Source organism: Microbacterium sp. STN6, from assembly GCF_026410545.1.
In the GTDB taxonomy this organism is placed as follows: domain Bacteria; phylum Actinomycetota; class Actinomycetes; order Actinomycetales; family Microbacteriaceae; genus Root112D2.
Map to the genome: position 1 here is coordinate 435563 of NZ_JAPMIT010000002.1, position 19520 is coordinate 455082.

The 19520-nt window shown below is 68.4% G+C and carries 24 protein-coding genes; 18 read left to right on the forward strand and 6 right to left on the reverse strand.

Translation table 11 applies throughout. The features are described 5' to 3' along the window. Window positions 1–32 precede the first annotated feature (32 nt). The 3 genes from ftsY (at window position 33) to ffh (ending at window position 3073) form a co-directional block, all read left to right on the forward strand. Window positions 33–908, forward strand: coding sequence for a signal recognition particle-docking protein FtsY (gene ftsY, locus OSC27_RS07415; protein WP_267180803.1), 876 nt, complete (start codon window positions 33–35; stop codon window positions 906–908). A gap of 6 nt (window positions 909–914) precedes the next feature. Then, a complete protein-coding gene (locus tag OSC27_RS07420; protein WP_267180804.1) occupies window positions 915–1424 on the forward strand; it encodes a DUF2004 domain-containing protein in 510 nt (169 codons plus the stop codon). Between the two features lie 65 nt (window positions 1425–1489). Next, complete coding sequence (gene ffh, locus OSC27_RS07425) at window positions 1490–3073, forward strand: signal recognition particle protein (RefSeq protein ID WP_267180805.1); 1584 nt, start codon at window positions 1490–1492, stop codon at window positions 3071–3073. 18 nt (window positions 3074–3091) lie between these two features. Here the strand turns inward: ffh and OSC27_RS07430 are convergent, their stop codons facing one another. Continuing rightward, complete coding sequence (locus tag OSC27_RS07430; protein ID WP_267180806.1) at window positions 3092–3835, reverse strand: response regulator transcription factor; 744 nt, start codon at window positions 3833–3835, stop codon at window positions 3092–3094. Continuing rightward, on the reverse strand, window positions 3832–4962 hold the full coding sequence (locus tag OSC27_RS07435; RefSeq protein WP_267180807.1) for a sensor histidine kinase: 1131 nt from the start codon (window positions 4960–4962) through the stop codon (window positions 3832–3834). Before OSC27_RS07435 ends, OSC27_RS07430 begins: the two co-directional genes overlap by 4 nt. Window positions 4963–5172: 210 nt before the next feature. Between OSC27_RS07435 and OSC27_RS07440 the strand changes: the two genes are divergently transcribed. After that, entirely contained in the window at window positions 5173–5859 is a 687-nt protein-coding gene (locus OSC27_RS07440; RefSeq protein ID WP_267180808.1) for a hypothetical protein, read from the forward strand. A 140-nt stretch (window positions 5860–5999) separates the two neighbouring features. Continuing rightward, on the forward strand, window positions 6000–6341 hold the full coding sequence (locus OSC27_RS07445) for a PepSY domain-containing protein (protein ID WP_267180809.1): 342 nt from the start codon (window positions 6000–6002) through the stop codon (window positions 6339–6341). Between the two features lie 21 nt (window positions 6342–6362). Here OSC27_RS07445 and OSC27_RS07450 read toward each other — a convergent pair whose 3' ends face one another. Beyond that, window positions 6363–7496, reverse strand: a complete 1134-nt coding sequence (locus tag OSC27_RS07450) for a glutamate--cysteine ligase (protein ID WP_267180810.1) — start codon at window positions 7494–7496, stop codon at window positions 6363–6365. Between the two features lie 4 nt (window positions 7497–7500). Further along, window positions 7501–8340, reverse strand: a complete 840-nt coding sequence (locus OSC27_RS07455; protein ID WP_267180811.1) for a spermidine synthase — start codon at window positions 8338–8340, stop codon at window positions 7501–7503. A 242-nt stretch (window positions 8341–8582) separates the two neighbouring features. Between OSC27_RS07455 and rpsP the strand changes: the two genes are divergently transcribed. From rpsP to rimM, 3 genes are read left to right on the forward strand one after another with little or no spacing between them, the layout of a single operon-like run. After that, window positions 8583–9017 carry a 30S ribosomal protein S16 gene (rpsP, locus tag OSC27_RS07460; protein WP_267180812.1) on the forward strand — a complete coding sequence of 145 codons (435 nt, stop codon included), beginning with the start codon at window positions 8583–8585 and terminating at the stop codon, window positions 9015–9017. Between the two features lie 2 nt (window positions 9018–9019). Further along, a complete protein-coding gene (locus OSC27_RS07465) occupies window positions 9020–9256 on the forward strand; it encodes an RNA-binding protein (protein WP_267180813.1) in 237 nt (78 codons plus the stop codon). Further along, window positions 9228–9839 (forward strand): ribosome maturation factor RimM, encoded by a 612-nt coding sequence (gene rimM, locus OSC27_RS07470; RefSeq protein ID WP_416348830.1) that lies wholly within the window; start codon window positions 9228–9230, stop codon window positions 9837–9839. Before OSC27_RS07465 ends, rimM begins: the two co-directional genes overlap by 29 nt. Window positions 9840–9869: 30 nt before the next feature. On the opposite strand, the gene OSC27_RS07475 is transcribed toward rimM, so the two are convergent. Continuing rightward, the gene (locus OSC27_RS07475) at window positions 9870–10268 is read right to left on the reverse strand and encodes a PLD nuclease N-terminal domain-containing protein (protein WP_267180814.1); all 399 of its coding nucleotides are present in this window, start codon (window positions 10266–10268) and stop codon (window positions 9870–9872) included. A gap of 51 nt (window positions 10269–10319) precedes the next feature. On the opposite strand from OSC27_RS07475, the gene trmD reads away from it, so the two are divergent. From trmD to OSC27_RS07505, 6 genes are all read left to right on the forward strand, one after another. Beyond that, window positions 10320–11099, forward strand: coding sequence for a tRNA (guanosine(37)-N1)-methyltransferase TrmD (trmD, locus tag OSC27_RS07480; protein ID WP_267180815.1), 780 nt, complete (start codon window positions 10320–10322; stop codon window positions 11097–11099). Between the two features lie 13 nt (window positions 11100–11112). Next, window positions 11113–11604, forward strand: a complete 492-nt coding sequence (locus OSC27_RS07485) for an MFS transporter (RefSeq protein WP_267180816.1) — start codon at window positions 11113–11115, stop codon at window positions 11602–11604. A gap of 200 nt (window positions 11605–11804) precedes the next feature. Continuing rightward, on the forward strand, window positions 11805–12155 hold the full coding sequence (gene rplS, locus OSC27_RS07490; protein ID WP_267180817.1) for a 50S ribosomal protein L19: 351 nt from the start codon (window positions 11805–11807) through the stop codon (window positions 12153–12155). A gap of 72 nt (window positions 12156–12227) precedes the next feature. Beyond that, window positions 12228–12971 carry a signal peptidase I gene (lepB, locus tag OSC27_RS07495; RefSeq protein WP_267180818.1) on the forward strand — a complete coding sequence of 248 codons (744 nt, stop codon included), beginning with the start codon at window positions 12228–12230 and terminating at the stop codon, window positions 12969–12971. Continuing rightward, window positions 12968–13615, forward strand: a complete 648-nt coding sequence (locus OSC27_RS07500) for a ribonuclease HII (protein ID WP_267180819.1) — start codon at window positions 12968–12970, stop codon at window positions 13613–13615. Before lepB ends, OSC27_RS07500 begins: the two co-directional genes overlap by 4 nt. A gap of 29 nt (window positions 13616–13644) precedes the next feature. Then, window positions 13645–13968, forward strand: coding sequence for a DUF2469 domain-containing protein (locus OSC27_RS07505; RefSeq protein WP_055813042.1), 324 nt, complete (start codon window positions 13645–13647; stop codon window positions 13966–13968). A 32-nt stretch (window positions 13969–14000) separates the two neighbouring features. Here OSC27_RS07505 and OSC27_RS07510 read toward each other — a convergent pair whose 3' ends face one another. Then, window positions 14001–15416, reverse strand: a complete 1416-nt coding sequence (locus OSC27_RS07510; protein WP_267180820.1) for an MFS transporter — start codon at window positions 15414–15416, stop codon at window positions 14001–14003. 103 nt (window positions 15417–15519) lie between these two features. Here OSC27_RS07510 and OSC27_RS07515 point away from each other — a divergent pair, with 103 nt between their 5' ends. From OSC27_RS07515 to dprA, 4 genes are read left to right on the forward strand one after another with little or no spacing between them, the layout of a single operon-like run. Further along, entirely contained in the window at window positions 15520–16281 is a 762-nt protein-coding gene (locus tag OSC27_RS07515; RefSeq protein WP_267180821.1) for a TetR/AcrR family transcriptional regulator, read from the forward strand. Window positions 16282–16320: 39 nt separating this feature from the next. After that, a complete protein-coding gene (locus OSC27_RS07520; protein ID WP_267180822.1) occupies window positions 16321–16677 on the forward strand; it encodes a YraN family protein in 357 nt (118 codons plus the stop codon). Next, entirely contained in the window at window positions 16677–18248 is a 1572-nt protein-coding gene (locus OSC27_RS07525; protein WP_267180823.1) for a YifB family Mg chelatase-like AAA ATPase, read from the forward strand. The genes OSC27_RS07520 and OSC27_RS07525 overlap by 1 nt, the downstream gene beginning before the upstream one ends. Next, window positions 18245–19507 (forward strand): DNA-processing protein DprA, encoded by a 1263-nt coding sequence (dprA, locus tag OSC27_RS07530; protein ID WP_267180824.1) that lies wholly within the window; start codon window positions 18245–18247, stop codon window positions 19505–19507. Before OSC27_RS07525 ends, dprA begins: the two co-directional genes overlap by 4 nt. The last annotated feature ends 13 nt before the right edge of the window (window positions 19508–19520 follow it).

Below are 19520 nucleotides of genomic sequence, written 5' to 3' on the forward strand. Positions count from 1 at the left end.
AATGGCGCATCCGCCCCGAATAGACTGGGGCAATGGCACAACGCACCCCCTGGTCGCTTTCCGGCGCGCTGCGCGGCCTGTTCGCGAAGAAGACCATCGATGCCGAGACGTGGGACGATCTGGAGGATGCGCTGATCGGCGCCGACTTCGGTCCCGATGTCACCGATGCGGTGGTCAGCGAGCTGCGGGCCAAGGTCGACCGCTTCAAGACCACAGACCCTGCTGACCTGCAGCGGATGCTGCGCGAGAACCTCGAAGAGCGGCTCTCCCGTCTCAACCCCACCCTGAAGCTCACCGAGCGCCCCGCCGTCGTGCTCGTCGTCGGCGTGAACGGCGTGGGCAAGACCACCACGATCGGCAAGTTCGCCCGGTTCCTCGGCACCTTCAATCGCAGCGTCGTCGTGGGAGCCGCTGACACGTTCCGCGCCGCGGCCGTCGAGCAGCTCGCCACGTGGGCTGAGCGGGCGGGGGCCGAGGTGGTTCGCCCCCAGCAGCAGGGTCAGGATCCGGCATCCGTCGCCTATCAGACGGTCGAGTACGCCAAGAACAACGACATCGACGTGGCGATCATCGACACGGCGGGCAGGTTGCAGACCAAGGGCGGCCTGATGGACGAGCTCGCCAAGATCAAGCGCGTGCTCGAGCGGCAGACTCCCATCGCCGAGGTGCTTCTCGTTCTCGACGCGACGACCGGCCAGAACGGGCTCGCGCAGGCGCAGGCCTTCATCGAGCACGCCGGCGTGACCGGGCTCGTGCTCACCAAGCTCGACGGTTCGGCGAAGGGCGGGTTCGTGCTGTCGGTGCAGGAGAAGACGGGCCTGCCGATCAAGCTCGTCGGCCAGGGTGAGGGCATCGGCGACCTCACCGGGTTCACGCCGCACGTCTTCGTCCAGCAGTTGGTGGGGTAGGGCTTCATGGCGATCGAGCACGACTTCTTCGGCATTATCGATGCGGATGCCGCGGGTGCCCTCACCTGGGCCGACACCCTCGAGGTGGCCGACCAGAGCGTCGAGGTCGAGCTGAGCGCGGCCAACCAGGCGCGGGTCAGCGAGCACGCGCTGGATCAGGCTGCGGCGATGCTGCACGCGCTCGAACCGTTCGATGCGAAGGCGAGGGATGCGCTCGTCGCCGAGCTCTCCGAGCGCGGCTCCGTCACGACCGACTACGTCGACCAGCAGGTACAGGTGCTTGGCGAGAGCCTGATCGACGTGCTTGTGCACAATTCGGGGGATGTGCCGCTCGATGTTCTGCGCTCGCTGCAGCTCGTTCGCGTGCTGCTGAAGCCCGAGAACGATGACGACGAGGAGACGTTCGCCGAGTTCGAGTACTCGCTCAGCCCGGACGACACCGACGACATGATCATGGTCGGATTCAACATCGGGGGAGAGGTCGTGGCGACCGACACCCGCGAGGGCTGGAGCTGATCGGTGCGGGTGGCGGGGCGCGCGGTCAGCGCGGCCCCATCCGCTCACGTTAAACTGGCTGCACCATGGCTACTTTCGGAACCCTGTCTGACCGTCTCGCAGACACCTTCAAGCACCTGCGCACCAAGGGCAAGCTCTCGGCCTCCGACGTCGACGGCACCGTGCGTGAGATCAGGCGAGCGCTGCTGGACGCCGACGTCGCGCTCGACGTGGTCAAGCAGTTCACCGCCACGGTGCGCGAGCGCGCCCTCGGCGACGAGGTCAACAAGGCGCTGAACCCGGCGCAGCAGGTCGTGCAGATCGTCAACGAGGAGCTCGTCGGCATTCTCGGCGGCCAGCAGCGCAGGCTCGAGTTCGCCAAGAAGCCGCCGACGGTCATCATGCTCGCCGGCCTGCAGGGCGCGGGCAAGACCACGCTCGCGGGCAAGCTGGCCAAGTGGCTGGCGAAAGACGGCCACACGCCGATGCTCGTCGCGGCCGACCTGCAGCGACCCAACGCGGTCACCCAGCTTCAGGTCGTTGGCGAGCAGGCGGGGGTGCCCGTCTTCGCACCCGAGCCGGGCAACGGCGTCGGCAACCCGGTCAAGGTTGCCAAGGACGCCGTGAAGCAGGCCGAGCGGCAGCAGTACGACACGGTCATCATCGACACGGCCGGCCGTCTCGGCGTCGACGCCGAGCTCATGAAGCAGGCCGCGGACATCCGCAAGGCGACCGACCCAGACGAGGTGCTCTTCGTCATCGACGCCATGATCGGTCAGGACGCGGTCACGACCGCGAAGGCGTTCCAGGACGGCGTCGACTTCACCGGCGTCGTGCTCTCCAAGCTCGACGGTGACGCCCGCGGTGGCGCGGCGCTCTCGGTCGCGTCGATCACCGGCCGACCCATCATCTTCGCCTCCACCGGTGAGGGGCTCGACGACTTCGAGCCGTTCCACCCGGATCGCATGGCGAGCCGCATCCTCGACCTCGGCGACGTGCTGACCCTGATCGAGCAGGCGCAGGAGGCGTTTGACGAGGATGAGGCGCGCAAGGTCGCCGAGAAGTTCGCGACCGACACGTTCACGCTCGACGACTTCCTGAAGCAGATGCAGCAGCTGCGCAACATGGGCTCCCTCAAGAAGATGATGGGGATGCTGCCGGGCGCCGGCGCCATGAAGCAGCAGCTCGACAACTTCGACGAGAAGGAGATCGTGCGCACCGAGGCGATCATCCAGTCGATGACGACGGCCGAGCGCACGAACCCGAAGCTGCTGAACGGCTCGCGCCGCCTGCGCATCGCCCGAGGCAGCGGCATGACGGTGACCGACGTGAACCAGCTCGTCACGCGCTTCGAGCAGGCGGCAAAGATGATGAAGACGGTCGCCAAGGGTGGCGTGCCGAACGTGCCAGGTATGGGGCCGATTCCCGGCGCCGGCTTCGCGGGAGGCCGCGGCAAGCAGAAGGCCAAGAAGAAGGGGTCGCGCTCGGGCAACCCCGCCAAGCGCGCCGCCGAGAACGCCGCGCTGGCCTCCGGTGCCAGGACAGAGCCAGCGGATGCCGGCGGCTCCGGCTTCGGGCTTGGTTCGTCGGCGGGCAGCGCGAAGGGCGGGGCGAAGGGTGCTCCCACGGAAGAGGAACTCGCCTCGCTGCAGAAGCTGCTCGGCCGCTGACCGGCGGCGGTCGACGCGCTAGGCGGGCTTCTGCCCGACGCTCCCCGCCGACGTGCCCTTCTGCGACATGCCCTCCTGTGCCGTGTTTTCCTCTGCCGCGCCGTCCTCGCCGGGGCGCACGAATCCTGTCTCGTACGCGAGGATGACGGCCTGCACGCGGTCGCGCACCCCGAGCTTGGCCAGCAACCGCGCGATGTGCGTCTTCACGGTGGCGTCGCCGAGAAAGAGCCGGGCCGCGATCTCCGCGTTCGACAGTCCCAGCGTGAGCAGGCGCAGCACCTCCTGCTCTCGGCCGCTGAGGGCCTGGATCGTCGGTGACATGGCGGAGCCCGGTGCGGGCGACCGCACGAAGCGTTCGATGAGCCTGCGCGTGACGGATGGGGCGAGCAGCGTATCCCCGCGGGCGACCGCCCGCACGGCAGCAACCAGCTGCTCGCGCGGAGCATCCTTCAGAAGGAAGCCGCTCGCGCCCGCCCGCATGGCGTCATAGACGTAGTCGTCGAGATCGAACGTCGTCAGAACCAGCACGCGGGGCGCATCGGCGGTCGACGCGATGCGCCGCGTCGCCTCGATGCCGTCGAGCACCGGCATCCTGATGTCCATGAGCACCACGTCGGGCCGCGTCTGCGCAACACGGGCGATCGCCTGGCGCCCGTCGGCGGCCTCCGCGACGACCTCGATGCCCGGTTCGAGCTCGAGGATCAGCCGGAATCCGGTTCGCACGAGCTCCTGGTCGTCGGCGAGCAGCACCCTGAGAGTCATGCGTCACGCTCCAGCGGGATGCGCACGTTCACGCGGAAACCGCCGTCCGCGCTCGGGCCGCTCTCAAGCGAGCCGCGCACGGCGGCCACGCGCTCCGCCATGCCGATGAGGCCGTAACCGCGGGGGCCCACCCGGCTTCGCATCGTGCCGGCTCCGTTACTCACCTCGAGCGTCAGCGTCCCCCCTGCCCTCGCGATGAGGATGCGCGTTGGCGCCGGCCCCGCGTGCTTGACGACATTGGTCAGCGACTCCTGCACGATGCGAAAGACGGCGGCTTCGACGGTCGCGGGCAGCGGCTCGATGTGCCCGACGCTCACCTCGAGCTGCAGCCCGGCGTCACGGGCCGAGTCGATGAGCGCGTCGAGCGCCGCCAGGCCCGGCAGCGGATGCGCGACATCATCGTCGGTCCGCAGAAGATCCAGCATGTGCCGGATCTCGGCAAGCGAACCGCGGGCGCTCGCTCGGATCGCCGTCAGCGGGGCTCGGGCGAGTTCGGGCCGTGCGTCGAGAGCGGCCGCAGCGGCATCCGACTGAACCGCGATCACGCTCAGGCTGTGGGCCACGACGTCGTGCAGCTCCCGGGCGATGCGCACCCGTTCCTCGGCGACGGCGATACGTGCGACGTCGTGCTGATGCTGCTCCGCGTGCCGCACGCGGGAGCGCCACAACCGGCTCGCCCGCCCGAGCAGCCACAACCCGCCGAACAGCAGCACGATGAAGAGGTAGTCGACGCCGTCACGCACCCGCTCCTCGATCATCATGCCCGCGACCATCGCGACGCCGGCGACGGCCGCCTTGCCTTCCGCGTATACGGCTGCGGCCGAGTAGGTGATCACGCCGTACACGAGCAGGGACCACAGCGAGCCGGGGGGCTGCGCGAGCACCGATTGCGTGAGACCGGCGAGCAGAGCGAGAGCGACCGCGATGAACGGCTCCCTGCCCCGCCAGAGCAGGGCGAGTGCCGTTACCACTGCGACGGGCAGGGTCACCCGGACCGGCCCCTCATCCGGGTTGCCGGTGAGCACGCTGAGCACGGCTACGACGAGCATGAGCGCCGCCAGAGCGATGTCCGGCGCGGCGAACCCGGCGACGCGCAGCCGCCACAACGCCACGATGCGCTCGTGCATGCGCTCACTCTATTGCCGCGCCGCGGGCAGTGGTGTCGCCCATCCGGGTGAATTCCTCTCCTCGCCTCGGGCTACACACGCGGCACAAGGGTGAGCCGATCGAGCGCCCGGAACACCCGCCTGGCCGACGCGCCGGGGTCAGCGCCGAATCCATGCTGAACCGTGGACGGGCCACCAGCGCCCGGCACGCTCACCTCGAAAGGTCTCATCATGCACACACGTCGCCACGCGGCGCTTCGCGTCATCGGCACGGTCGGTCTCATCGCGGGGCCGGCAAGTCTCATCGTCACCACCGTCATTCAATGGGTACTGCAATCCTCGCCAAACGCCTCAGGGCCAGCGGATGTCGCGCAGGCCCAGCCTGCGCTCTGGGCCGTGGCGGGCCTCCTCGCTGTACTCGGCCCGGCCGCCTGGATCGGCGGCATGCCCGCGGTCGTCGACCTCGCACCCAATCGGGGATGGGTGATGACGGTCATCGGCGGTGTGGTGACCGCATTCGGCCTGGCCGCCGGCATCGGGCACCTCGCCCTCTTCTTCGGCCTGAGCGCCGATCTGGCCGCCGCCGGCGTCGGCGCACACGCCGTCGACGCTGTTCAGGGTGCCGACGACGCCGGTCTTCTCGGCACGGTCCTGCTCATGGTCTTCCTCGTCGCCTTCTCGGCAGGCCCGATCCTGCTCGCACTCGGGCTGCGCCGGGCGCGCAGCGTGCCGGTGTGGGTGCCGGTCGCCGCCATCATCATGACGGTCGCGAGCTTCGCGGGCGGCATCCCCGCCGGCATCATCCAGTTCGCCGCACTACTCGCCACCTTCGTGCCGATCATCGTCGCGCTCTGGCGTGCTCCGCGTCTCGCCGCGGATCCTCGCCGCCCGGTGATCGACGCCGTTGCGCAGGCATAGGCCGACGCAATCGGCGGGGGCGGCTGCACATGCCCTGTGCATCGGCCCCCGCCGGTGTGCATGCGGCCGTGAGGCGGGTACAGCTGGAGGGATCAGGCGTGCGATCAGCGCCCCCTCGGGCGCGGAGATGGAGGCTCCACATGCTGCGCACCAGTCGTGCAGTGACGATCTCAGCCGTCGCTTTGGCCCTCTCTGCCGCTCTCGTCGGCTGCACGGGGCCCGCTCAGACTCCCAGGGACACACCGATGAGCTCGGGCGGGGCGACATCGAACGGCACCTGGAACGGCGGCCCCGTGAACCGCGATCAGGCCGGCCAGATCGCCGTGAGCAAGTACGGCGGCACCGTGAAGAACATCGACAGCGACACGTTCCAGGCCGCCGAGGTCTGGGAAGTGGAGCTGCAGAACAGCAATGAGGGCCGCATCGAGGTGAAGATCTCGAAGACGAACGGCTCCATCCTGAAGACCGAGAAGGATGGCTGACGCTCAAGGCGGGCCCGAATGTCAGGCGAGGCCCGTGCGCAACTCGCGGCTGAGCGAGGCGACGACGGCCCGCAGGTCGCCGTCGTTCTCGGCCGCCGTGCGCAGCTGTCGCTGATAGCTGGCGCCCGCGGCGAGAATGTGTTCGACCTCGGCGAGTTCGTCGGTGCAGCAAAGGTCGCGTGCGACATCCGTCAGCTCGTCGAGTATGCGGCGGATGTCGTCGACCACCGGCCGCTGCGCGCCCGCCGGATCGACGATGACGCGTGCGTCGAGCCCGTAGCGGGCCGCCCGCCACTTGTTCTCGCGCACGAACCAGGGCTGCAGCATCATGAGGTCCTCGCCCGCGTCGAGCCGGCGCGACAGGTACTCGACCAGGCACTGGATGAGCGCGGCGACCGCGCCGATCTCCTCGGCGGTCGAGAGCCCGTCGCAGGCGCGCATCTCGATGGTGCCCCACTTCGGTGATGGCCTGATATCCCAGCGCACCTCGGAGAAGTCGGTGATGATGCCGGTCGTCACCAGGTCATCGACGTACTGCTCGTAGTTCGCCCAGCTTCCCAGCTGCCACGGCAGGCCCGCGGTCGGCAGCTGCTGGAACATGAGCGCCCGATTCGAGGCATAGCCGGTGTTGACGCCGCCCCAGAACGGGCTCGACGCGCTCAGTGCCTGCAGGTGCGGGTAGTACGTGAGCAGCGCGTTGACGAGGGGGAGCGCCTTGTCTCTCTCCTCGACGCCCACGTGCACGTGGATTCCCCAGATCAGCATCTGCCGGCCCCACCACTGCGTACGCTCGAGCAGGCGGTCGTAGCGTTCGTTCGAGGAGGCCTCCTGGTCGAACCACTGCGCGAACGGGTGGGTGCCCGCACACATGAGCTCAACGCCAAGCGGGTCGGTGACGGCCTGGATCTCGGTGATCAGCTCGCGCAGATCGGCGACGGCCCCGCCGACGGTGTGGTGCACCCTGCTGCCGAGTTCGATCGTGTTCAGCAGCAGCTCATGCGTGATCTGCGGATGCTCGCTGCCGTCATCCCGTCTCAGGGCGCCCAGCACGTCGTCGGCACTCTGCACGAGCGCCCCGGTCTCGCGGTCCACGAGCGTCAGTTCCCACTCGACGCCGAGCGTGGACCGTTCTGACGAGGCGAATTCGAGCTGCATCCCTCTAGGATGCCGCGGGTTCGAGATCGTCGCCGTCCCGGCGTACGACTCCGGTTGCCGCCACCGGCGCGAGCTCCGTCGTGGCGAACACGCGTGGCGAGCCCGCGCCGGGCGAGGTTGTGGCAAGGTGCGCCGCGATGCCGGCCTGGTCGAGCGGGCGGTCCGACGCGGCGATCACGACGTTGCCGCCTCGCGCCCCGTCGACCACGTCTTCAGGCGCGATGGCGGTCACGTTCGCGAAGAGCGACTGCAGGGTCACGAGCGCGTCCCTCGTGAAGTCGAGGCCCTGCGTGGTCAGCGTGTTGACGATCACCACGCCGCCGGGCGCGAGGCAGCCGCGCACCATCGAGTAGAACTCGGCCGTCGAGACGTGACGCGGTGCGACGCTGCCCGAGAAGACGTCGACGACGACGAGGTCCCATGCTCCGGCATCCGCTTCTCGTCGCGCTTCGACGACGTCGCGCGCGTCTCCGATGACGAAGTCGGTCGCGAGCGCGGCGTTGAGCGGCAGGTGTTCGAGCACGAACTCGAGCAGCTCGGCATGCAGCTCGACCACGCGCTGGGACGAGTCTGGCCGGGTCGCGGCGATGTAGCGCGGCACCGTCAGGGCGCCGCCGCCGAGATGCAGGGCATTGACGGGGCGGATCACGCTGAACGCGGCATCGACGATCGCAGCGATCGAGCGAACGTACTCCAGCTGCAGGTCGCGAGGGTTCGCCAGGTTCACGTGCGACTGCGTCATGCCGTCGATCACGAGGGAACAGCCGCCGTTGGTGCCACGCCCGGGAACGATCGACGCGCTCACGCGCTCGGTCTCAAGCCTCACCACGGCTGCACTCTGCATAGACGAACACTATTGGCTCTGAGCATCTGTCACCGCCATTGTTGCTGCGGGACGCGCCGAGGAAGCGGGCCGGCAGGCGGATTAGCAACGCGACCGGATGTCTGGCAGAATGGGACGTCGAGTTCTGCGCGCTCCGACCCTCTAATCAGAGCACGCGAAGAACCCCAAAGACCTCCTGCCGAGTGTGCCCCCACGCCCACGGCAGTCAGTTCGACTCAACACCTCATGAATCCAGGAGAATTGTGGCTGTCAAAATCCGTCTGAAGCGGCTCGGCAAGATCCGCGCACCGTACTACCGCATCGTCGTCGCCGACTCGCGCACCAAGCGCGACGGCCGCGTGATCGAGGAGATCGGCAAGTACCACCCCACCGAGGAGCCCTCGTTCATCGAGGTCGACTCCGAGCGTGCGCTCTACTGGCTGGGCGTCGGCGCGCAGCCGAGCCCGCAGGTCGAGGCCATTCTCAAGCTGACCGGCGACTGGGGAACGTTCAAGGGCGAGAAGAACCCGAAGAACACCGTCAAGGTCAAGGAAGAGAAGGCGGGCTTCGTCGCCGACGAGAAGAAGAAGCCGGTGCTGAAGCCCAAGGCCGACAAGCCGGCCGCCAAGGCCGAGGCCCCGGCTGAGGTCGCAGCCGACGCTGAGACCGCTGACGCTGCAGAAGCAGAGCAGGCGTAGCGTTGCTCGCATCCGCTCTCGAGCACCTCGTCAAGGGCATCGTCGATAGCCCCGACGACGTGCACGTAGTCAGTAAGAACTCCCCACGCGGCGAGGTTCTCGAGGTTCGTGTGAACCCCGAGGACCTCGGCCGGGTGATCGGGCGGTCTGGTCGCACCGCGAAGGCGCTGCGCACCCTGGTCTCCGCCCTCGCCGACGGCCAGCGTGTGCGTGTCGACGTCGTCGACACCGACGCCTGAGGTGGCGGCGAAGAAGAAGGCCTCGACCCAGCTTCGGGTCGGCCGGCTGACCAAGCCGCACGGCCTCAAGGGCGGAATCAAGCTTGAGCTTTTCACCGACGAGCCCGAGCGCCGGTTCGTACCGGGCGCATCGTTCTCGCTCCAGGTACCCACGGGCTCGAAGTGGCACGGCAAGTCGATTGTGATCGATGAGCTGCGCTGGTACAACGGCCACCCCGTCGGCTTCTTCCGCGGCGTCACCGACCGCAGCGAGGCCGAGAGCCTCATCAAGGCCATCCTCTGGATCGACCAGGACCCGACGCAGCTGCCCGCCGAGGAAGACGCCTGGTACGACCACCAGCTCGTCGGCCTCGTGGCGATGCGCGACGGCGACCCGGTCGGCACGGTGGCTCGCGTCGACCACCTGCCCGCGCAGGATCTCCTGGCCATCACGACGGATGCCGGTGAGGTTCTCGTTCCGTTCGTGAAAGCCATCGTGCCCGCCGTCGACATCGCTGCCGGCACCGTGACGCTCACGCCTCCGCCCGGCCTCCTCGAGGAGCTGCCCGACGGCGATGACGAGGAGTCTCCCTCCGCAGAGTGATCGCCGAGGCGCCGTCGACTCGGTTTACAACTAATCCGGCTCCGTCTCAGAGCGCTTGCGACGCTCCTCGATCTCTGCTTCCAGCTGACGGATGCGCTCCTGCGCCTCGTAGTAGGCGAACTCCTTCTCGAGCTCTTCCAGCTGCTGCTCGGTGCTGAGCCGCGAGCGCGGGGGCAACCCTGCCGGCCTCGCGTCGGGCGTCGCCACTCCCGCCGCGTGCGGCGCCGGCGCCTGGCTCGTGCCGCCGCGCCCGGCGTACTCGCGGCCGATCGCGAACCAGAGGATGCTGCCGACGAGCGGGATCAGGATCACGAGAAGCACCCAGACGATCTTCGGCAGGTGCAGCACCTGCCAGTCGGGCCGCGTGATGATGTCCGCGAGCGCCGCGATGAGAAGCACAAGAGGCAGCACTGCCAGCACGATGTACATGGCGCACAGTCTATTCACAGGTGCTCGCCAGGCCGCGAATACAATCGGGGCATGCGCATCGACGTGGTCACGATTTTCCCCGAGTACTTCGACGCGCTCGACATCTCGCTGCTCGGCAAGGCGCGCAGGTCCGGGCTGATCGACGCCCGCGTGCATGACCTTCGGGAGAGAGCGCACGACCGGCATCGCACGGTCGACGACACCCCGTACGGCGGCGGCGCCGGCATGGTCATGAAGCCCGAGCCGTGGGGCGAGGCCCTTGACGCGATCCTCGGCGACACCAGCCTCGGCGACACCATCCTCGACGCAGAGAGCATCGCGGACAGCTCCGCTACCGCACCCCTCCTCATCTTCCCGTCGCCCGCAGGCGAGGTGTTCACGCAGGCGATGGCGCGCGAGCTTGCGACCGAGAGCCACCTCGTGTTCGCGTGCGGACGCTACGAGGGCATCGATCAGCGCGTGATCGACCACGCGGCATCCGTGGCGCGGGTTCGCCTGGTGAGCCTCGGCGACTACGTGCTCAACGGGGGAGAGGTCGCGGTGCTCGCCATGGTCGAGGCGATCGGCCGGCTCATTCCGGGCGTCGTGGGCAACCCCGCGAGCCTCGTCGAGGAGAGCCACGAAGACGGCCTGCTCGAGTACCCGGTGTACACGAAGCCGGCGAGCTGGCGCGGCCTTCAGGTTCCCGATGTGCTGCTCAGCGGCGATCATGGCCGCGTGGATGCATGGCGCAGGCAGCAGCAGCTCGAGCGCACGGCACGCGTGCGGCCCGACCTGCTGGAACGCGGCGAGGGCGAGCCGAAACGCGCAGACCGCGCTCAGCCTCGGTGACTACTCTGGGCCCATGCTGCTTCGTCGGGTGATCTACCGGTGGCAGGTTGTGGCCGCCGTCGTGCTGCCGCTGTGGCTGGTCGTCGGCACCGCGATCTTCGGCAGCTCTGCCGGCGACACGCTGTCACTGCTGCTCTTCGCGCCGCTGCTCGCGCTTGGCATGCTGGCGGTCGCCGGCCTCATCTTCGCCCGCAAGTCGGTGCGTTCATCGAAAGCGGTGTCGTGGGCGGATGCCGGTGTGCTTCTCCTCTGGCACGCATCCATCGTGGCCACCGGCCTTCGGCTGCCCGGCGTTTCCTGGTACGGAGTGCTGATCGTCGTGGCGGGCCTCGCGGCGTTCTGGCTCGCCGTATGGCAACTCGTCACGGAGACGCGCCGGCGCGTCTCGGGCGTCATGGACGCGTTCACGCAGGCGGCAGCCGGTGCGGCGGGCTCCGCCGAGCACCGGTCGCCCTCGGTCGACGCCAGCGGCCCGGTGATCGTCGTCGAGGAGCATCGCCCGTAGTCGGTGCCCACCGATCCGCACGTACGCCGCGCGCTGGGGGCGCCCGCTTTGCCAAGCGGCGCGCATCCATGGCAGAATGGTCGATTGTGCCATGACTGGGTTCTGCCACAGGGGAACTATGCAGTTCGCATGAGCACCGTCTTCCTCAACCTACTGACTACACGCAGTCGACCCGTGGCGGCTGCAGAGAGCGAATCATCATGAACCACATTCTCGACCAGGTTGACGCGGCCTCGCTGCGCGCAGACATTCCTGAGTTCCGCGCAGGCGACACCGTCAAGGTTCACGTCAACATCATCGAGGGAACCCGCTCTCGTATCCAGGTCTTCCAGGGCGTCGTCATCGGCCGTTCCGGCCAGGGCGTGCGCGAGACCTTCACGGTACGCAAGGTGAGCTTCCAGGTCGGCGTGGAGCGCACGTTCCCCGTGCACTCGCCGATCATCGACCACATCGAGGTCGTCACCCGCGGTGATGTGCGCCGAGCCAAGCTGTACTACCTGCGCGAGCTGCGCGGCAAGAAGGCCAAGATCAAGGAGAAGCGCCAGGCGTAAGCCGCACAGCGCGCCCTGTCGTTTCGACCGAGCTCCCGCCACCTAGAATGGTGCGGGAGCTCGGGCGGTTAAATGACAGACGAAACGACATCGACGCGCACACGCAGCGCGCGTGACAAGCGCAAACGCAGCGCAAAACTCTTCGTACGCGATGTCGTCATCATTTTCGTCGTCGCCGTTCTCGCCTCGTTCCTGATCAAGACCTTCCTGGTGAGGTCGTTCTACATTCCCTCGGGTTCCATGGAGCACACGCTCGAGATCAACGATCGCATCATCGTCAACGAGCTGGAGCCGTCTCTCGTGCCCATCTCTCATGGCGACGTCGTCGTATTCAAGGACCCGGGCGGGTGGCTGCAGCCGACGATCGCCCCCGAGCGCAATCCAATCGTCGCGGGTGTCGATTGGGCGCTGTCGATCGTCGGGCTCTCGGCGCCCGACAGCGAGGACCACCTCGTCAAGCGCGTCATCGGCCTGCCGGGCGACCACGTGGCCTGCTGCAACGCGCTCGGCCAACTCACGATCAACGGCGTGCCGATCCGCGAACCGTACACGATCATTCCGCCCGGCGAGACGAACGCCGCCCGTGTCACCTTCAACGTCACCGTGCCGAAGGGCGAGCTCTGGGTGATGGGGGACAACCGGTACAACTCGCAGGATTCCAGCCTCAACCAGAACCTGCCAGGCAAGGGCTTCGTTCCGATCAAGGATGTCGTGGGGCGCGCCGTCGTCATCAGCTGGCCCGCCACACGCTGGACGTGGCTCGACAACTATCCCGGGGTCTTCGCCGACGTCGAGGAGAAGAGCGGCAGCAGGTGATCGTCGAACCGACCCTCACGCTCGAGACGCAGCTGCACGAGCGCGGAATCCGCCACATCATCGGGTGCGACGAGGTGGGGCGCGGCGCTCTCGCGGGGCCGGTCGCGGTGGGCATGACGGTCATCGACGTGTCGGTCGGGGCGTTTCCCGAGGGCCTGCGCGATTCGAAGCTGCTGAGCGAGAAGCGCCGCGAGCAGCTCGCGCCCCTGTGCGCGTCGTGGGTCGTGCACTCGGCGGTCGGCCTCGCCTCGGCAGACGAGGTCGATGCGCTCGGCATCATGGCGTGCCTCGGGATCGCGGGCAGGCGCGCGCTGCTCGCCCTGCACGAGGCGGGCGCCCCCATCGCCGACTCCACGATCCTGCTCGACGGCAACCACGATTACCTGAACCCGGCGCTCACGAGCGCGCTCCCGGTGATTGTGCGCGTGAAGGGCGACCGGGACTGCGCGTCGGTCGCCGCGGCATCCGTCATTGCCAAGGTTCACCGCGACCGGCTCATGATCGGCCATCACGACACCCACCCCGACTACGGCTGGGCGAGCAATAAGGGGTACGCGAGCGCCGAGCATCTGGCGGCGATCGAGCGCCTCGGGCCGAGCCCCCTGCACCGCCGCACCTGGCTGCATGCGCGGCCTGCGAGCTGAGCGGTGATCCGGCATAGACTTGTCGGCAAATGGATGAAGACGAGTTCGACGACTACGACCGCGAGGTCGAGCTGGCCCTGTATCGGGAGTACCGCGATGTCGTCTCACAGTTCAAATACGTGATCGAGACGGAGCGCCGGTTCTACCTGGCCAACGAAGTGGAGTTCGTGCGCCGCGACACCGAGCACGACTTCTACTTCGAGCTGACCATGAACGACGTGTGGGTGTGGGATGTGTACCGTTCCGACCGGTTCGTGAAGAGCGTGCGCGTGCTCACCTTCAAAGACGTGAACATCGAGGAGCTTTCCTCGAAGGACTTCGAGCTGCCCAAGGAGCTCGCGCTCGACGAGTAGGCGCTCAGCGCCCGGCGCGTACTGCGGGCCGCTCAGCGCAGCTCTTCCTGCGCCCGCTTGGGCAGGAGCCAGACCAGGGCGACGCACGCGGCGACGATACCGCCGACCACCACGATGCTCACGATGAAGGCGAACGGACCGGAATGGGTCGCCGCCTCGCCGAAATAGACCGAGGTCACGACAGCGCTCCCGATCGCCGCGGCGAGTTGCTGAACCGCGCTGAGCGAACCGCTGGCGCTACCCGCCTCCTGTGGGGCCACATCGCCGATGGCGACGTCGTAGATGCTGCTGAAGCACGAGCCCATGCCGAGGCCGAGCACGAGAATCGACGGAATCGTCCAGTAGGCGTTGACAGCATCGCCGAGGGCAAGGGTCGTGATGAAGAGGCCGGCCGCGCCGGCGAACGTGAGGGTGAGCCCGATGACGACCAGACGGCGCCCCAACGCCTCGATGAGGGGCCGGGCCAGAAACGACGCGACGATGATGCCGGCCATCAGCGGCGAGAGCGCGAGCGAGGCCTGCAGTGAGGTCAGCCCGAGGGAGAGCTGGAAGAACAGGGAGATGACGTACGCGAAGCCGTTGACGGCTGCGAAATAGCCGAGCCCCAGGATCAGGCCGGAGGTGAAGCCGCGGTTGCCGAGCAGGCTCGGCAGAATGAGCGGGTTTCTGGCCCGTCGTTGGCGAAGGCAGAAGCCGAGGAACGCAGTGACGCCGACCGCGAGGCTCGTGATTGCAAGCGTTCCCCAGCCCGAGTCGGATCCTTCGATGAGGCCGTAGATCAGCCCGAGCATGGTGAGGCCGAGAAGGCCGGCACCGACGCCGTCGACCAGCTGCGAGGCATCCGGCCGGTCCTTCGGAAGCACGCGCATGGCGGTGAGGAAGCCCGCGACGCCGAGTGCGATGTTGATGAGGAACACCGGCCGCCAGGTGAGCCCGGCGATGTCGGCGTCGATGATGACGCCGGCCACGATCGGGCCGAGCACGGCGGAGGCGCCGAGCACGGGGCCGAAGACGCTGAAGACGGTGGGCAGCTGGGAGCGGTTGAGCGACGTGATGAGGATGCTCATGCCCTGCGGGATCAGAAACGCCCCGAACGAACCCTGAAGGATGCGCGCGACGATCAGGGCGCTCGGGTCGAACGCGAGTCCGCAGGCAAGGGAGGCGAGGGTGAAGCCGGCGATGCCGATGAGGAACAGTCGGCGTTTGCCGTATCGGTCGCCGAGCCGGCCGCCGACGACGAGCAGTACGCCGAGGGCGAGCGCGTAACCGGCACCGAGCCACTTCACGAGCGATTCGCCACCGCCGATCTCGCGCACGATGGTGGGTGCGGCAATGCTCGTAATGGTCGAGTCCATGAGGTCGAGCACGTCGGCGAGGATCACGACCAGGAGGATCGCCAGCTGGCCTGCGGAAAGCCGGGATCCCGTCTCTCGCGTCGTTGTAGTCATGATGAGCCTTTCTGACGAACATGAATCGTAACGAACAACGTTCGGCAGCTTAGGACAACGGTTCTCTTCTGTCAAACGGCGTTCGTTACGTACACTGATCGATATGAATGCTTCCGAGAAACCCGAGCCGGTGAGCCGACGCAACCGCCCCGCGAAAGCGCCCCTGTCCCGTCGCGCCATCGTCGATGCCGCGCTCCGGATCGCTCGGGAGCGCGGCATCGAGGCCGTCACTATGCGCAGGGTCGCCGAGGCGCTTGACACCGCGGCAGGATCCCTCTATGTCTACGTCGCGAACCGCGACGAGCTCGTCGCCTACATGCTCGAGAGCGTGTTCGGCGGCATCGACTACGAGACCGATTCCGCCTCACCATGGCAGGATCGCGCTGTCACACTCGTCGGTCGTCAGATCGCCGCGTTCTCTCAATACCCGGGCCTCGCGCTGAGCCTGGCCGGAGCAATCCCCGTCGGCGAGAACGCCGTGGCAGCAGGCGAGCGGATGCTGTCGCTCCTCGTCGAGGCAGGAATCGAGCCGCAACGCGCCGCCTGGGGGGTCGACCTGATCGGCCTCTACGCCACCGCGGCCGCCGTCGAGTCGACCGCGCACGTGAGCCGCGACGCACACGACCTGGTGGAGCGCGACTACCTCTCGGTCGCGAGGGAGCGGTACGCAGCGATGGATCCTGAGCGGTATCCCACCATGTCGGCGATGGTTGACCTGCTGCTGAGCGGGGATGGCGAGCAGCGCCAGGAGTGGGCGGTTCGGGTGCTCCTTGCCGGGATCGTCGCCACGGCGGTCCCTGGCTCCTCCTCCACAGCCGTCACCGCCCCCGTGCCGCGCACCGATCGGCATTCGGCGCGATCCTGAGCCTGCCTGCTGCCCCACTCTCGATGTGGGAGGCAGCAGATGGCGGCGAAAGATGTGCTGGGCAGGCGCGGTGAAGAGATCGCGGCCGCGTACCTGACGGAACGCGGTTACCGGGTCATCGCCCGCAACTGGCGATGCAGGCAGGGCGAGATCGACGTCATCGCCAGCCAGGGCTCCGAGCTCGTGTTCGTCGAGGTCAAGACCCGAAGCTCGCTGGCGTTTGGGCATCCGTTCGAGGCCATCACGCTCGGCAAGGTCGCCCGGCTACGGCGTCTCGCCGCGGCATGGTGCGATCAGTCAGGGGCGCGGGCCGCGCGCATTCGCATCGACGCCATCGCGGTGATCGCACCGCGCGGCGACGAGGTTCGCGTCGAGCATCTGCGGGGCGTGTGCTGATGGCAATCGGGCGCACCTTCGCCGTCGCGCTGCACGGACTCGCCGGCTCTCTGGTCGAGGTCGAGGCCGATATCGCGAACGGGCTGCCGGCCTTCGTGCTCATCGGGCTGCCGGATACGGCGCTCGCCGAAGCGAGGGATCGTGTGCGGGCCGCCGCCGTCAATTCGGGGTGCCCGATCACGGGCCGCAAGCTCACGGTCAACCTGTCGCCCGCGGCCCTGCCCAAGCATGGTTCCGGGTTCGACCTCGCGATCGCCATGGCGAGCCTCGCGGCATCGGGCGACGTGCCGGCTGAATCCGTGCACCGCGTCGTTCACATCGGCGAGCTCGGGCTCGATGGCCGCCTTCGACCGACGCTCGGCGTACTGCCTGCCGTTCTCGGCGCCGAGAGGGCTGGCTTCAGAACCGTCATGGTGCCGACCGCGAACGCCCAGGAGGCCGAGTTGGTGTCCGGCGTGAGAGTCGTACCGGTCGACTCGCTGCGTGACGCCGCCGTGTGGCACGGTGGTGAACTCGAGCCCGCGCGCCCGGACGAGGTCTCCCACGTCACGCACGACGCGCCAGAGCCTGCCGCAGACTCGCGAGATGACGGCGCTGATCCGAACCACGTTGATGCCGATCTGCACGACATCGTCGGCAACGACGACGCGGTGCAGGCGCTGCTGGTCGCGGCCGCCGGCGGCCACCACCTCTTCATGCTTGGCCCGCCCGGCGCGGGCAAGACGATGCTGGCCTCGCGGTTGCCCGGGATCCTTCCCGACCTCGACACCGAGGCGGCACTCGAAGTCACGTCCATGCGCTCACTGACTGGCAGGCAGATCGGCGCCAGACTCTCGCGGCGACCGCCGTTCGAAACCCCGCATCACACCGCGAGTGCTGCGGCCATGATCGGGGGAGGCAGCGGGCAGATCAGGCCGGGGGCCGCGGCCAGGGCCGCGCACGGTGTGCTGTTTCTCGACGAGGCGCCGGAATTCGCAGCGGCCGTTCTCGACTCTCTGCGCCAGCCTCTCGAGTCCGGGCAGATCACCATCCATCGGGCCAACGCCGTCGCGAGCTTTCCCGGTCGGTTCCAGCTGGTTCTCGCCGCAAACCCCTGCCCGTGCGGGCAGTACGGCGCGCCGGACTCGGAGTGCACGTGCCCGCCATCCGTTCGCCGCCGATATCTCGGCCGGCTCTCCGGCCCGCTGCTCGACCGCATCGATATCCAGCTGCGCCTGCGTCGCGTGACTGCTGTGCAACTGCGGCTCGCCGACGAGGAGGGCCGCTTGACGAGCGAGGAGGCCAGGGCCCGGGTCGTCGCCGCCCGCGCTCTGGCCGGGGAGCGGCTGAGCGGCACACCATGGTCGCTCAACTCGCAGGTGTCGGGCCCGTGGCTGCGGGAGCGGAAGCGGCGACTCGGGCATGTGACCACCGCATCGCTCGACCGGGCGCTGGAGCGGGGAGGCATCACCATGCGCGGGTACGACCGCGTGCTGCGCCTCGCCTGGACCCTGAGCGATCTTGACGGTGTGGAAAGACCAGGCTCCGAGCACATTGGGGCAGCCCTGTATCTGAGAAGAGGAATCACATGACGTTGTTCGGTCTCGACCGGGACCAGGCCAGACGGCTCGTCGAGGCGGTGATGCCCCAGGAGGATGCGGGGGCGAATGAGGATGCAGGGGCGGAGGTCGATGACTCGTGGGTGGCCGACGCTTTCGCCCGGGGTGCCTGGTCCACCATCGCCGAACCGGGTGATGCGGATGCCGGCGCCCTGATCGAGTCGCTTGGCGCCGCCGGCGCGTTGTCGCAGCTGATCGCCGACGCGCGGGAGGAGGCGGTTCTCGACGCGGTGCGCGAGGTTTCGCCGGAGGCCGCGGAGCGAAGCCGAGGTGGCCTCGCCGAGGCGCTCGCGCGCTGGAGGCCGCGCGTCACATCGCCCGCGGCCGTACGCGCCTTCGAGGACGCCGCTCGTCTCCACGGCCGCCTGCTCACGCCCTCGCATCTGCTGTGGCCGAGCGCGCTCGACGACCTGGGGCTGCACCGCCCGCAAGCACTCTGGATGCGCGGCTCGCTTGCCGCGTGCGCTCAGCTGGCCAGCGCGGTCTCCCTCGTCGGGGCGCGGGCCTGCACCGGTTACGGCGAGCACGTTGCGGCGGAGGCCGCGGCGGGGCTTGTCGATCGCGGCTTCGCCATTGTGTCCGGCGCGGCGTACGGCATTGACGGCATGGCTCACAGAGCCGCGCTGGCGAGCAAGGGCACGACGGTGGCGTTTTTGGCCGGCGGCGTCGACCGGTTCTACCCGAGCGGTCACGACTCGTTGCTGCGCCGCATCGCCGAGGAGGGCGTCGTGTTCTCAGAGATGCCGTGTGGCGCCGCACCCACCCGATGGCGTTTTCTGCAACGCAACAGGCTCATCGCCGCCGCGAGTGCTGCGACGATCGTGCTGGAGGCGGGGTGGCGATCGGGGTCGCTCAACACCGCGGGGCACGCCGCCGCCCTGGGGCGGCCGCTCGGCGCCGTACCGGGGCCGATCACGAGCCCGGCATCCGCAGGCTGCCATCGTCTGATCAGGGAATACGACGCAGTGTGCGTGACCTCGCCGGCCGAGATGGCGGAGCTTGCGGGCGGAGCGGATGCCCTGCCCGGGCTGGCGCCGAGCAGGGCGCGGGCCGGCCGCACAGCCGACGAGACGCGCGTTCTCGATGCCATGTCGAAACGGGCGGCGCGCGAGGCGACCGACATCTCTCGGCGCTGCGGAATGTCCCTCGGCCAGGTCAGCGCGGTTCTCGGAATGCTTCAGCTGGATGGCGTGGTGCGCGAGCGACCGGGTGGCTGGGTGCGCCTGTCGTGAGTGCGAGCCGCCT